The sequence below is a fragment of the Nitratireductor sp. GZWM139 genome (genome assembly GCF_030068685.1).
GTDB classification, from domain to species: Bacteria; Pseudomonadota; Alphaproteobacteria; order Rhizobiales; family Rhizobiaceae; genus Nitratireductor; species Nitratireductor aquimarinus.
In genome coordinates this window covers 145,442-159,801 of sequence record NZ_JAMQML010000007.1, presented here as the reverse complement: position 1 = coordinate 159,801, position 14,360 = coordinate 145,442, and the positions used below count along the sequence as shown (strand labels likewise).

Annotated in this window: 10 protein-coding genes; 1 reads left to right on the top strand and 9 read right to left on the bottom strand. The window is 63.0% G+C overall.

All coding sequences use genetic code 11. From position 1 onward, the window contains the following. The first annotated feature begins 99 nt into the window (after nucleotides 1-99). Entirely contained in the window at nucleotides 100-1,920 is a 1,821-nt protein-coding gene (locus tag NDI72_RS10870) for a serine aminopeptidase domain-containing protein (RefSeq protein WP_283800473.1), read from the top strand. A gap of 15 nt (nucleotides 1,921-1,935) precedes the next feature. Here the strand turns inward: NDI72_RS10870 and NDI72_RS10865 are convergent, their stop codons facing one another. The 9 genes from NDI72_RS10865 to NDI72_RS10825 form a co-directional block, all read right to left on the bottom strand. Beyond that, a complete protein-coding gene (locus tag NDI72_RS10865) occupies nucleotides 1,936-2,349 on the bottom strand; it encodes a hypothetical protein (RefSeq protein WP_206552642.1) in 414 nt (137 codons plus the stop codon). A gap of 112 nt (nucleotides 2,350-2,461) precedes the next feature. Next, nucleotides 2,462-3,355, bottom strand: coding sequence for a hypothetical protein (locus NDI72_RS10860; RefSeq protein WP_283800472.1), 894 nt, complete (start codon nucleotides 3,353-3,355; stop codon nucleotides 2,462-2,464). Continuing rightward, nucleotides 3,352-5,331: a vWA domain-containing protein gene (locus tag NDI72_RS10855; RefSeq protein ID WP_283800471.1), complete on the bottom strand. Its 1,980-nt coding sequence runs from the start codon at nucleotides 5,329-5,331 to the stop codon at nucleotides 3,352-3,354. Before NDI72_RS10855 ends, NDI72_RS10860 begins: the two co-directional genes overlap by 4 nt. Before the next feature lie 14 nt (nucleotides 5,332-5,345). Next, complete coding sequence (locus tag NDI72_RS10850; RefSeq protein ID WP_283800470.1) at nucleotides 5,346-6,218, bottom strand: hypothetical protein; 873 nt, start codon at nucleotides 6,216-6,218, stop codon at nucleotides 5,346-5,348. Nucleotides 6,219-6,376: 158 nt separating this feature from the next. Next, nucleotides 6,377-7,603, bottom strand: a complete 1,227-nt coding sequence (locus NDI72_RS10845) for an NAD(P)/FAD-dependent oxidoreductase (RefSeq protein ID WP_283800509.1) — start codon at nucleotides 7,601-7,603, stop codon at nucleotides 6,377-6,379. 96 nt (nucleotides 7,604-7,699) lie between these two features. Beyond that, nucleotides 7,700-8,665 carry an isoaspartyl peptidase/L-asparaginase family protein gene (locus tag NDI72_RS10840; RefSeq protein ID WP_283800469.1) on the bottom strand — a complete coding sequence of 322 codons (966 nt, stop codon included), beginning with the start codon at nucleotides 8,663-8,665 and terminating at the stop codon, nucleotides 7,700-7,702. Between the two features lie 330 nt (nucleotides 8,666-8,995). After that, nucleotides 8,996-10,648 carry an OFA family MFS transporter gene (locus NDI72_RS10835; protein WP_283800468.1) on the bottom strand — a complete coding sequence of 551 codons (1,653 nt, stop codon included), beginning with the start codon at nucleotides 10,646-10,648 and terminating at the stop codon, nucleotides 8,996-8,998. Nucleotides 10,649-10,930: 282 nt separating this feature from the next. Continuing rightward, on the bottom strand, nucleotides 10,931-12,949 hold the full coding sequence (locus tag NDI72_RS10830) for a sensor histidine kinase (protein WP_283800467.1): 2,019 nt from the start codon (nucleotides 12,947-12,949) through the stop codon (nucleotides 10,931-10,933). Then, complete coding sequence (locus NDI72_RS10825; protein ID WP_206545394.1) at nucleotides 12,942-14,342, bottom strand: sigma-54-dependent transcriptional regulator; 1,401 nt, start codon at nucleotides 14,340-14,342, stop codon at nucleotides 12,942-12,944. The genes NDI72_RS10830 and NDI72_RS10825 overlap by 8 nt, the downstream gene beginning before the upstream one ends. Nucleotides 14,343-14,360: the final 18 nt, after the last annotated feature.

Sequence of the window (14,360 nt, the reverse complement as noted above, 5' to 3'; positions counted from 1 at the left end):
TGCAAAATGCTCTAGGTTTCCCCCGTTTCGGGGAATCTGCACGCCCCGTTCAGTGTCGGTTCAGCCGGCGTCTGCCAGAAGGGCATGCAGGAGGAACCCATGGAAGCCAAATACTTAGCGCGTGTGAACGGCCCGCCGCTGTTCTACCGGAAATGGCGCTCGGCATCGCAGCCGCGCACTTCCGCCCCGCGCAGGGCCGTGTTCATCGGCCACAGCCAGCCCACCCATTCCGGCATGCTGTCGGATCTGGCGGAAGGGTTTCGCGCCGCCGGCTGGGATGCCCATTCCGGCGATATTCGCGGCCATGGCAAAAGCACGGACGCCCAGGTGCCGCTCGGCCATCTGGACACCGGCGATGGCTGGTCGCTGGCCGTGGACGACATGCGCCATCTTCTGGAACGCAGCTTTGATGGCGTCGGGTGGGAAGACCGCCTCGTCGTGGTGCCGAACATCACGGCGCTGATGACGCTTGAAGTGATGAAGACCTGGCACGACCTTGCCCGCCACATCGTGCTCATCTCGCCGGTTCCCAACCAGAGAACGCTTGCCCTGTTCGGCAAAGCCTTTTCAAAGGTCCGCATGCGTCTTCGCGCCGCCGACCAGCCGGACGAACAGATCCTGCATCATCTCTATGCCTTCCTCGGCGCGCATCTGCGCGACCGGGAGCATCCGGCGGATGTCATCAGCACCGACCGGGACCTGATCCGCGAGATCGTGTCCGATCCGGAAGGCTGGCCCATTCCCAGCCCCGCCTACTGGTCGAACATCTTCTCGGGCATGCTGTCCGCCTGGAAATGGCCGAACAATGCGCGCCTCAAGCCCGGCACCCGCGTTCTGGTGATGTTTGGCGGTGAGGACGCCATGCTGCGCGATGGCGGGTTCCTGCCGCCCATCGAACGCTTTCTGGCTGAAGTCGGCGTTGAGGACGTCGCCGCCGAACGTGTCGAAGGCGTACGCTCCGGCCTGTTTCTGGAAGAAAGGCGCTTCGGCATTTCAAAACGCATTCTCGACTGGGTCGGTCAGGATGGCGCAGCGACCGCTGACGCACGCTACAGCGAAGTGGACGTCGCACAGCTGGCGAGCGATGTGATCGCCCGCCTCGGCGGCGGAGCCGCGCCCGCAGACATGCGCCCCGACGAACTGGTCGAGCTCTGCTACAACGCCATTGATGACGAGACGCGCTGGACCGAGGTGATTTACCGGATCATCTACGAGGCCGAGCAGGATGGCGAGATGACGGAGGCCGAACTGGCCGAGCGCATCGAACGCCTGATGCCCCACTGGGAGCGGGCCTTCAGCCTCAACCGGCAGGTGATGATGAACGCCACGCTGGGCGTCCTGCTTCAGGCGGTCATCGACAAGCTGCAGATCGGCATTGCTATCCTCGATGCCGATGGCGCGCTGCTGCACGCCAATACGACCTACCGGGAAACGCTCTTACGGATTTTTCCCAAAACTTCACCCGGTACCGATGGCGATGCCTTCAGCGCGGCTGCCACCCGCCGACTGTTCGTTACAGGCGCATCCGCCGAGGACACCGGGAAGGTCAACAATGACCGGATCGTGCTGCACGACAATGCGCCGGTCGGCTTCCATTTTCACCCCCAGGCGCTCCGGCAGACCGGACTTCAGCGCCAGGGCCCGGCAAGCATCCTCATCCTGCGGGCTACGGAACGCGACGATGACGACAACACGCGCCGCGTGCTCACCGAGCTGGCCTATGGGCTGACCGGCAAGGAAGCGGAAATCGCCCTCCTGATCGCCGAAGGGATGTCGCTGGATGAGATCGCCGGCGAACTGGGCATTCTTGTCAGCACCGCGCGCGGGCACCTGAAGAAGGCGTTTCAGAAGATGAGCGTTCACAGCCAGGCCGAGCTGACGGCCCGGATCATGTCCGGGCCGGTGGGCTGGCTGAAATGAGGGGCCGCCCGGTTTTTAACGTCGTCCCGGCGCATAGACCTCGCAGCCCTGCCGAAGCGCGGCCCGCCTGTCCGGCTGGCATTCACAGACCGGCGTAATGCCCGAGCCGGTCACGCAGGAGACGCGTTTGACGTAACAACCCTGTGCGCGCACCGTGGCCGCATGATTGAAACGCCCGTCCCGCTGCCGCTTGGGAAAGCCGCGCGTTGAACGCGCAAGCGCCACCGAGAAGCGTCGTCCGTGCTCATTGCGCATCTTGCCCTGCCAGTTGACCCAGGCCCGCGCCACGGCTCCCTTGCCGGTGCGGTGTCCCTTGCTGCTCGCCTCGACCGCCTGAATGGAACAGATCGTCTTGGCCATCGCGGCAGGCGCATGGCCGACGATGGCAAGGCCCAGCATGGCAGCCAGTCCAATCACAAATCTTCGCATCTGGTTCTCCTTCACCCTGCGTTCTTCAATGCAGGCAGGAGACACGATCATGCGGCGCGTGGCCTCTCCCATTTGGGTGGTTTTGCGACGCAGTACTGCGCAATAATCGCCCCTATCGGCACACGATGAAGCTGAACGCCGCACAGCCACCGCCCTGGCAATAAGCGCCCACATTGAGCGCCTGTGCTGCCGTCGTCACGCCAAAACAGGCTGCATTGCCATGCTGCCTTGTGAGGCAGAAAGCGCGGGCGGCAGGCAGACCACAATCACTGAGCGCATTGCCTGCCACCCTGAGACAGAGGGCAACCTTGTACCCGGCCATATGCATGAAATCCGGGTTTTGGTAGACCTCGCCTGCGCAGGGCTTTTCGGCATAGCCTTCAAGCTGCGCGAAATCAGAACCCTCTGTGCTGCTTTTCTTCCGGTCCGGGCCGCCTTCCCCCTCAAACATATCGATTGCCCTGGACGGTTCTTCGCTGCCATCGAAAAGCTCGATCTCTCCGGACGTCTCGTCCGCGCTGTCGGCATCGAGTTTAACCGGATTGTCGCGCTGGCCTTCCGAGGGAAAGGCGTCTTCCAGATAGGCTTCCGGAAATTCGCTGGCGTAGCGGTCACGCGCAGCGCTCCTGCTTTTCTCGCCCGAAAGGACCAGCGCATCGTCTGGCGAAACAGCCATACCCTCACAGCCAAAGCCCGATGCGCAGCGCAGAAGATCGGCATCCGCTGTTTCCACGGGCTCGGCAGCCGTCTCCTTCGCCGCCTCGAAGGCATCCTCGACATAAAGATCGGGATGATCCTGCGCATAGCGGTCACGCGCTTCCTGCGCCGAGCGTACATCCACAAGGCCAAGCGCGTCCTCCTGCGACACGCCGCCCGCGGGACAACCGAACCCGGCTGCGCATCGAAGCACCTGCGCATCCGGTTCCTGCCCATGGGTCACGGTCGTCATGGCCGCGAGCAGCATTGCACCTGCCAGATGCCGCCAGACCGTGTGGAGCGCGATCATTCCGATCCGGCCTCAATCGTGAAGCGATCAAAGGCGATATGACTTTTGCCCGGACGCGCCTTGTGCCAGTGCCCGGCCAGAACGGCCGGCTGACCGGAAAGACGCAGAACGGTCATCGGTTCTGTCTCGAAGCGGAACGTGTCGGCCGGTCGTCCGTTGGCTTCGGGCAGCTCCATGTCGATGGCCGCCGTCACCTGCCGTCCGCGCCGCTTGAGCCGCAGTTCCGCGCCCTGCGTGCCGAGCGCTTCCAGAACCCGGTCGCCATAAGTGCGGTCGCCGTCCTGACAGAGCCTGGCGACAATCGGCCCGTCAAAGAGGTTCGTATCGAACCTGGCTTCCTCCTTGCCATCGCTCACGCGGATCAGAGACAGGTTCAGATAGGCCCCGCAGCCCTTCCGCCAGACCCATGCCATCGCACCGATCTGGTTTTCCGCATCGTCCTGAACACTGAGCCAGACATTCTCATAACCGGTCTGCTCATGAATCCTGAAATCGAGCGCAAGGTCGAAATCACCCTCAGGCAGGGCATGATCGAGCACATAGCGGTTCTGAGCCTTCGCATCGTCATGATTGGCATAGCGGCCCAGCACCGAGGTGAAAAGCATGCCATCGCCGGTGAAGGCTGCGAGATTTTCAGCCGGGTTTACCACCTGCCAGGCCGCATCCAGTTCCGGCCCGTCGAAATTCTCCTCAAACACGGCCTGAACCACCGGTTCAGGCTGCGGCGCGGGTTTCGGCTCGGGCATCTGTCGCTCGGCCTCGGCGACAACCTCGCCAACGGCGCGCGCAAATTCGTCCGCATTGCTGGCAGAGTAGTAATTGCCGTTCCCGTTATCCGCGATGCATTGCAGGGCTGCGTTTTCTTCATCGCTCAGATCGAAACCGACCACATGCACCCGCGTGTTGATGCCGCGCTCGGCAAGGGCTGCCGCCGCCGCGCACGGGTCCCCGCCGCAGGTTTCCAGACCATCCGAGATCAGGAGCACATTGGCCGGACGGCCCGATTGCGGCATTGCGTCGGCAGCGCGCATGAGCGCGTCGGCAATCGGCGTCTTGCCGCGCGGCGTGATGCCTTCAATCGCCGGCTTCAACTGCCCGCTTTCATAATTGGCAACCGGATAAATGATCTCCGTATCGCCGCAGTCGCCCTCGCGGCGGTGGCCATAGGCCATCAGCCCCACATTCGTGTTGGCTGCCAGATCGCCCATCAGACCCGACAGAACCTGTCGCGCCGTGGTGATCTTCGCTACACCGTCGATCTGCCCCCACATGGAGCCTGAACCGTCCAGAACGAAAAGAAGATCGCTGCCGCCTTCGGCCAGACCATTGCCCGGCAGGTCTCCCTCTTCCATGCCCGGCACGATGGAAGACCGGTCGTCAGCGCCCGCACCCTCCGGCCTGCGGTCTCCGCCCGATCCGGCACTGGAAGCCCCCCCGCCCGAAAGCGTTGCCTCCATGGCCGGATCGGAGCGGATTTCAAAGCCCTGCCCCTGCGCCAGCTCCGACAGCGACCAGTTGTCATCCTCGGAATAGATGTCGTTGATCTGCCACGTCCCGTCCGGGGCCTCGATCAGCGTGTAGATGAAGTTGCGCGGCGCGCCCATATTCGTGAATGTCACGTGGATCTGCGCCGCACCGCGCAGAATGGGCGCATCCGCATCCGGCGCGATGTTCAGATTGGCTATGTCCGCATCCTGTCCGCCATAAACCGGATCGAACATCAGCGCGCCCTGCAGATCGTCATGGGCCAGCCCGTCCACGAGAAAGCGTCGCGAGGCCTTGCCATCATTGAGAAGCGGCTCTTCATTGTTGTTGAAGCGGCGGCTGTGTTCGGCAAAGAACATGCGCACCACCTCCACGGCGTCATCAATCTCGGCCGCTTCCGCCTGCAGCGCCCCCATGGGAATGCAACCCGCCAGCGCCGTGCCCAGCATGGCGCGCCGCAACCCTTGCGCGAAACACGTCTTGCCCATCATTCTGCTCACCCTGCTCATTGCTGCCCCGGACGTTTGATGCTGAACCGGTCGAACTCGGCGAGTGTTTCCCCGCCCTTGGCCTTCTTGCCCTGCCCGACCATGAAAGCGGGGCTGCCGAAACCGGCCATGCGCGCGACCCGGCCGCCGGAAAATTCCTGCACGCCGCCTATCGCCTCGCCTTCACCGGCGGGCAAATCGAGCGTGACCTTCGCCTGGTAGCGCAATTCGCGCCTGGAAAGCGTGAGAACGAATCCTTTTTCATAAAGATCGGCCAGGACCCGATCCCCGTAGGCGCGCCCGGTCTTGTTGCAGATATTCCGGGCTGCCGGCCCGTCAAAGAGGTTGACGGACATCGCAGAAGGCACGGCGGGTTCTTCCGGGTTGAGCGGCTGGTTGGCGACCGTGCTGATATAGAGCGCCGGTCCACAGCCCTTGGTATGAACATAGAGATGCGCGGCGACGAAATTCTCATCGCTCTCGCGCAGTCCCAGCCACACTTCATCAAAGCCGGTCTTGGCGTCGAGGCGGCCGCCAAGCGAGATGTCGAAATCGCCGTCCGGCATGGCGCCCTGCAACTGGTAGATGTTGCGCGCATCCACATTGTCGAAGCCGTCCCTGCCGCCGCTGGTGATGGCAAGCAGCAGGCCCCGCTCGGCAACGTACTGGTCGCGGTCCTCATTCAGAACCTGCCAGTGCGCGGCAAGCCCGTCATCCTCGAAACGGTCCTCGAAAGGCAGGGCGATGGCGGTTGCGGGCGTCTCGCCTTCATCGGCGGCGGCAAGCCGCGCCTGCTCCTCCTTGCTCAGCGTCTGGGCACGCGCATCAGCCCCGGCATTCACGAACGCCACGCCCGCAAGAAGCGCCAGAATAAAAGAAGATCTCAGCATCCCCCTGAGAGGGCTGCTGATCGCGAGCGAAGAAGTGCGCGGGATGGCTGCTGCGCATGACATGAAACGAATCTCCATCAATCGATCAGATTGATTGGTAGTCGCTCACGCTTGTGCTGAACTCCCTCAAATGGGAGAGGCGGAGCTCCCCTCTCGCCTCAGGTTTTCCCCATAAACGCCGCCTTCAGCGCCGCCGGTCCTTCCAGTATCTGCGCCTCGCTTGGCGAGAATCCTGCGGCCAGCATGCGCCGGCCCAGCATGTGCTCTCCGGGCCGGTTCACGGTCTCGACCGCAACAAGCCGGTCTCCTGAAAACAGATAGACGCTGAACGCGCCGCTCTCGGCCTCGCCCGCCACAATCTCGCGATCCACGCCGAAAGGCAGGCCAACCATCTGCAGCTTGCGTTCGCCCTGATCCGACCAGAACCAGGCAACCGCATCGAAAGCGGTCTCCTGCCCCAGCATGACCTTCGCCGCGCAGCGCGCCTGATCGGTCGCGTTCTGTACAGATTCCAGCCGCAGGAAACGCTCCGCCGCAACATGTGGGAACGAAACGCAATCGCCGATGGCGTAAATGTCGGGCGCGCTGGTGCGGCACGCCGCATCCACGCGAATGCCATTGTCGCAGACAAGACCAGCCTGTTCGGCAAGCGTGGTGTTCGGCAGCGCACCGATGCCCACCAGCACAAGATCGGCTGCAAGCTCCTGCCCGTCTGATGTCACAAGCGCCCGCACCCGCCCATTCTCGCCAATCAGGCGCTCAACGCCCGCGCCGGTGATGACTTCGCAGCCAAGGCTCTCGTGATAGGCCAGCATATGCGCGGCAATCCGCGCAGTCACCGCACGACCCAGAAGGCGCTCTGCGGCTTCCACCACCCGGACCCGCTTTCCCGCCATTGCCATGGTCGCGGCAGCCTCAAGGCCGATGAAGCCGCCCCCCACGACGACGACGTTTTGCGCCGCTTCCGCCGCCTCGCGCAGCTGCCGCGCATCGGCGCAGTCGCGCAGGTAGAACACGCCATCAAGGTCCGCACCCGGCACCAAGAGAGGACGCGCATGCGCGCCCGTCGCCAGCAGAAGCCGGCTCCACTGGAGCACGTCTCCGTCTGCAAGCGTCAGCGTATGGGCTTCGGGATCAATGGCCGTAACCGTTTCGCCGAGGCGCAGATCGATGCCCTGCGCATCATAAAAGGCCTGCGCCTTGAGGATCTGCGGTTCGGCATCCAGCGCCTTCAGAAAGGCCTTGGAAAGCGGCGGCTTGTGGTAGGGAAGTTCGGGATCTGCCGAAATCAGGGTCAGCTTCCCGGCATAGCCTTCCTCGCGCAGGCTTGCCGCCGCCTGCACGCCGCCATGCCCCGCTCCCACGATGATGATGTGCTCGTCCAGCGCTCTGTCTCCGCTCGTTTCAGGGCCGCAGCCCACGCCCGCCTGACATAGAGACGCCCGGCGGGCGCGGCAAGAGCAGCGCGCCTGCACCAGTCCTCAGACGGAAGCCTCAAGCGTCTCGACGCAGAACACCTCGTCATGGGACGCCACGTAGAGCGCGCCGTCACTGGCAATCCAGCCACGGAACATGCCGGCGGTGTTGTAGGGCGCGCAGACATTGCCCGCCCCGTCCACCGCCACGGCCCCGGCACCGATCCCGTAGGATTTCAGGTCTTCGCGAATGACGCCGTTCGCCGCCATCTCCAGCGTTTCACCGCGATAGGCGATGCGGCTTGCGATCTCGTGGCCAACCACGTGGCGGATGAAGAACTCGCCCTGCCCGGTGCCGGAAACCGCGCAGACGCCATCGCGTGCGTAAGTGCCCGCACCGATGATCGGGGAATCGCCCACGCGTCCCTCCGGCTTGTTGTTGTATCCGCCGGTCGAAGTTGCGGCTGCAAGATGTCCGTCTGCATCGAGCGCCACGGCGCCCACCGTGCCGTGCTTCTCGGCTTCCGATGCCGCCGCAGCCGTTCCTGCCTTTGCGTGTTCTTTCATGGCGGCAAGCGCATCCTGCCTGCGCTTCGTGGTGAAATAGTCGGGCGCGACCATTTCAAGACCGCAACGCTCGGCAAAACGATCTGCGGCAGCGCCGGTGAGCAGCACCGCGCCGCTTTTCTCCATCACCGCCCGCGCCGCCTTGACCGGATTGCGAATGCGGCTTGCCGCCGAAACCGCACCCGCATCAAGGTTTGCGCCGTTCATGATAGAGGCGTCGAGCTCATGCTCCGCGTTCTCGTTGAGCGCTGCGCCGTAGCCAGCGTTGAAATGGGGCGAATCCTCCATCACGACAACGGCGGCTTCCACCGCATCGAGAGCCGAACCGCCCTTGCTCAACACGGCCCAGCCGGCGCGAAGCGATGCGGCAAGGTCTGCGCGCGCAGCCTCCCATTCCTCTTCACGCAGATCGCTCTTCGCCATGACGCCGCAACCGCCATGAATAGCCAGTGCAACAGGTTTCATTGTCTCCCTTTCAAAACCATGCCCCGCGCGCCGCAATCGGCCGCCGGGTCTGGCAAATGCGTCGGGCCTGGCTTCATCGCGAGCCACAGGCACATTTGCCCTAAATCCATCGTCGCGCAGGTCACGCACGGCGTGCTTCTTATTCGACAAGCCCCATGCCGCTGACAAGCCCGTCGCCCCTGAAAGTAGGCGTGATCGACAGGCGCTTTTCCGTTGCCGAAACAAAAAGGGCCGCGCGATGCAAAGCCTGACACAGCGCATCGCGCGGCCCTTGGAAACCACCCTCCGGCGGGGCTCGAGAGCCGGAGGGCAGCGCTGCAACAACCCTGCCTAGAACAGGGCCGCGGTCTTCTGCAGCGTTATCCAGACACCCCAGAGGATCGGGATACCAACAATGGCCCATGCAATGAGCGCCTTGCCGTCAAAACCGCCCTTGCCGATGCCGAAGGAACCGGTCGGGCCGGAATCGGCAGCGGCAGATTTCGCCTGAAGCTTGGCCACTTCCTCATCCGACATGTACCATTTGTCGGAAAGCGGCTTGACCAGCATGTTGCAGATCAGGCCGAGCAGAAGCATTCCGGCCAGAATGTACATGGTGAAGTCGTAGACCTGCTCGCGCGGAATGCCCGCATTGAGCTGCGCTTCACGAATGTAGTTCACCACCACGGGGCCGATGATGCCGGCCGTTGCCCATGCCGTCAGCAGGCGGCCATGGATCGCGCCCACGAACTGCGTGCCGAAAATGTCGGCCAGATAGGCCGGCACGGTGGCGAAGCCGCCGCCATACATGGACAGGATGATGCCGAACATCAGCACGAACAGAACCTGGCTGCCCATATGCGCGGCTGAAGGAACGAGCGCATAGAGCACGATGCCGATCAGGAAGAAGGCATAATAGGTGTTCTTGCGGCCGATCTTGTCGGAAAGCGAGGCCCAGAAGAAGCGTCCGCCAATGTTGAACAGCGACAGAAGACCGGCAAAGCCTGCCGCAATCGCTGCAATCGCGGTCTTCTGCGATGCATCGAGTTCATTGAACGAGAGTTCGGGAAGGCCGATCAGACGTCCGCCGAAGATCTCCTGAAGCATGGGCGACGCCATGCCGATCACGCCGATGCCGGCGGAAACGTTGAGCGTCAGAACCGCCCAGATCAGCCAGAACTGCTTCGTCTTGTGGGCGTCGCGCAGATGCACATGGCGCGAGGTGATCATGGATTTCGCGCTCTTGGCAGGCGGGGTCCAGCCCTCGGGGCGCCAGCCGGCCGGCGGAATGCGGTAGCCGAAAGCGCCACCCATCATGAACACGAAATAGATCACCGCCATGACCAGGAAGGTCTGCCACACGCCAACGGAATCGGCCGTCTTGAACGTGTTCATCAGCATGTCGGCCAGCGGTGCGCCAATCATCGCGCCGCCGCCAAAGCCCATGATCGCCATGCCCGTGGCCATGCCGCGACGGTCCGGGAACCATTTGATCAGCGTCGAAACCGGCGAAATATAGCCGAGGCCGAGGCCAATGCCGCCGATCACGCCAGCGCCCAGCCACATCAGCCAGAGCTGGTGCATCATGACGCCGAGCGCTGCAACGGCGATGCCGCCGCACCAGCAGAAGGCTACAACCACGCCGGCCTTGCGCGGGCCGGCGCGCTCCAGCCAGCCGCCCCAGATGGCGGCAGCGGAGCCGAGCAGCACGAAGAACAGCGTGTAGATCCAGCCGAGATCGGAAACGCGCCAGTCGCAGCTCGTGGTGAACAGCGCGCCCACCAGCGTCATGTCTTCACAGACGACGCTCTCGGAAATGCCGATGGCCTGCGTCAGCGGCAGCCAGAACACGCTGAAGCCGTAGGCCATGCCGATGCACAGATGGATGGCGAGTGCTGCCGGCGGAACGAGCCAGCGGTTGAAGCCCGGCCGGGCGATGATTCTTTCCCTGTCGAGAAAGCCACCGGCGGGTGCGCCGGTTAGTGTTTCACTTGCTGCGGACATTAAGTCTCCTCCTCCTGCCGGAAACCCGGCAGCCGTCCTGCTGGTTACTTGTGCGAAAATCCCGCCTGCGCTGGTCCGGCGCCCTGCGCACCAGACACGGTCCCCGCTGCGGGATCAGGTGATTGAAAACGTCCTCCTCTTGCATTACCCATTGGGCAAGCAATGAGCGTGCCAGTCGGCACGGCTGAACGATTTCAATTGCTTATCGATTGAAAGAGTTTCTCTATGGACAAATTGTCCATGGGACCCGGACAAAATGTCCGGACATTTTGTCCAAAGGCCTCAGCTGGCCTCGGGCAACCAGATCGTGAAGCGCGTGCCCACGCCCTCTTCGCTTTCAGCCGAGATCTTGCCGCCCTGTCGCGAAATCAGCGTCTGGCTGATCGACAGGCCAAGCCCCGTCCCTTCCTGCCGCTTGGTCGTGAAGAAGGGATCGAACACCTTGCTTAGCATTTTCGCCGACATGCCAACGCCCGTATCGGCCACCTCGATCAAGACGCCCGGCTTACCGTCCAGATCGCTGTCATGGCTGCGCAGCGAGAGCGTGCCGCCATCCGACATGGCGTGGATGGCGTTCACGATCAGATTGACCAGAACCTGCTGCAGTTCCGTTCGGTTCATCAGAACCAGCCTGCTTGCCCGATCATCGCGTTCAACGACGATCTCGCTCTTGTTGAGAAGATGCTGCACCAGCGGCAATGTGTCGGAAATCACATCCGCCGGCGCGTGTCGTTCCAGAAACCCTGCATATTCCTCAGGTCTTGCAAACTGAAGCAGCTTGGTGACGATCTGGCTGATGCGGTGGATCTGCTCGTCCAGCAGGCGAAACTCTGTCCGCGCCTCTTCCGCCCGCTCGCCCATCACCTGCCGCACCACCTCCAGATTGCCCTGCATCACGGCAATCGGGTTGTTGATCTCATGCGCCACGCCGGCAGTGATCTCGCCGATGGCGGCGAGCTTTTCGGAGACGATCAGCTGGCGTGTCGTCGCTTCAAGCTGCCGGTTGGCAAGGCGCAGTTCCCGCGTGCGCTCTTCAACGCGCGCGTTCAGCTCCTCGTTCCAGGCGCGCAATTGCCGGTCGCGCTCCTGTAGCTGTTCCAGAAGCAGGTCGAGATGCTGCGCCACGCGGCCAATCTCGTCATCAACGCCGTGAATCCCCGTCCGCGCGCCAAGATCGCCGCTTTCCACTTCCGAAATCGTGCCGGCCATCCGCTCCAGCGGCTTGAAGATGGAGCGCGCCCAGCGCAGGAAAAGCGGGACGCTGAGCGCCGTTATCGCCAGAAAGGCGATGGCGATCGTCAATAGCGTTGCGTATTTCGCCTGGGTGAACGGCGTTTCCAGAAAGCCGACATAGAGCATGCCGACGCGCTTGCCATAGGTGTCCGTGATCGGCTCATAGGCGGAGATGTACCAGTCATTCACGACAAAGGCGCTGTCGAGCCAGACGCGTCCCTGTCCCAGCACAGCCGAGCGCACAATGCTCGAAACGCGAGTGCCCAGCGCCCTGCGCCCCTCGAAAAGGCGCACATTGGTGCTGATGCGCACATCGTCCAGAAACAGCGTCGCCGTTCCCTGACTGCCCTCCGGCAGGCTCGCCTCGCGGTAAACCAGATCATTGATCGTATCAATAAAGACGAGGTTCCGATTGAGCAGATTGCCGCCGACAAGTGCTGCCGCGCTTCCATCGGCAAGCCTTACCGGCGTTGCCGAATGCACGACCATGCCGCGCGTCTCCGCTGCGCGCTCCGTGGGAACGGCATTGGCGGTCGGCACCAGTTCCAGCCGGGCGCGGTCCGCAAGGGCGGGCGATATGTCGGCAAGCTCCTCACGGGAAAAGATGTCGACGCCCGTCATGGCCTCACCGGCATAGGCCTTTTCGGTGATCAGCCAGTCACGCCGGGGCGCGCCTGCAAGGTGCGGTGCGGAGGCAAGCACCCCGCCGTCTTCAGGCAGGAGATAGAGAAAATCGAGGTCGAGCCTGCGGCGATGCTCTTCCAGAAGGGCTGATAGTCCCTCACCGCCCACGTCAAGCGTATCGCGAAAGCGCGCGGATGCGCCAAGCGCCGTCACGCGTTCACCGGTGTTCTCAAGCAGGCGCGCGAAATACTGGTGCGCAATGGTCAGGTCGCCATTCACCTTGGAGATGAGCGCCGCGTCGAACTTGGCGTTCCAGCGATAAACCGCCATGCCAAGCAGCAGCGGCAGGATCACCAGTGTCGGCAAAAGCGCGATCGCCAGAAGACGAAAGCGGACCGAACCGCCCTTTCCCCTTTGCTGGCGTGTCGCTAATCGCTCAGACATTCCAGGCCGCGCATTTGCGGTCGATTGTCTTGCGCGAAATCCCCAATTGCTGCGCTGCCGCTTCCCGGTCACCGCCGGTGCGCTTCAGAACGGCCAGAATATGCCGGCGCTCAATGTCGGCCAGGCTTTCGCCGCCGACGGTCGCTTCGGGAACAATTGCGCCATTTCCGCCAAAGTCGTCCGGGAAACGCCCCAGAATGAGCGTGCGTTCGATCAGATTGCGCAATTCGCGCACGTTTCCGGGCCAAGCATAGGCCGCAAGCGCGGCCCGCACATCCGCGCCGATGGGCACATCCGGCGTGCCGAGCTGCAGCGAGAGTTTGCTCATGAACAAATCCGCCAGTTCCTGAACATCGTCATCGCGATCCTTGAGCGGCGGCAGGTGGATCTGCATCACATTGATGCGGAAGAAGAGATCGGCGCGAAACTGGCCGGCCTCCACCTGTTTCTCAAGCTCTGCATTGGTAGCGAAGACGAAACGCAGATCGACCGGGATTTCACGTTCCGAGCCGACCGGGCGGATGCGCCGGTCTTCGAGTACCCGCAGGAGTTTGCTTTGTGTCGCAAGCGGCAATTCGCCGATCTCGTCGAGAAACAGCGTGCCGTCCTGGGCATGCATGAAAAGGCCTTCGCGACCGCCTTCCGCTCCGGTGAACGCGCCCTTCAGATGGCCAAACAGCTCGGTCTCGATCATGTCTGGCGGGATCGCCGCACAATTGACCGGCACGAAGGGCTTGTCCGCGCGGTCCGACAGCGAGTGCAGCGAGCGCGCCGCCACTTCCTTGCCCGTGCCCGACTGGCCGGTCAGCAGCACCGATGTGGGCAGCGGCGCGACGCGCGCAATCGTGTTGCGCACATCACTGATCGCCTTTGATCCGCCGATCAGCTTGTCGCGCAGCAACACATGGTCCGATGTGGATTTCAGCTCATAGCGCAGCACGTAATTTTCACGCTGGAGCCGCATCTGATCGAGACAGCGGGCCACCGCGTTCAGAAGCTGGTTGGAGCGAAACGGCTTCAGGATGAAATCGACCGCGCCTGCGCGCAGCGCCTGGATTGCGGTTTCGAGGTCCGCATAGGCCGTCATCAGGATGGCGTTGGAGAAAAAGCCGATGGCCCGCTGCTCCGCCAACCAGTCGACGCCGTTCTTGCCGGGCATGATGTTGTCGAGGATCACCACATCATAGTGGTTGGCGTCGAGCTTTCGGGAGGCTTCTTCCGTGTCGGCGGCTTCATCGAGCCGCTTGCAGCGCGGACCAAGCGTGCGCACGAGAAAGTTGCGCATGCCCGGCTCATCATCGATGACGAGAATCGAAGCCTGCGCAAGCCACGGCCCGAATTCCGGATCCGCTGCCATGTTGCGCTGCGCCTTTGCTGCCTGACCGCTCGCCATTTCCTCCCGCACCTCTCC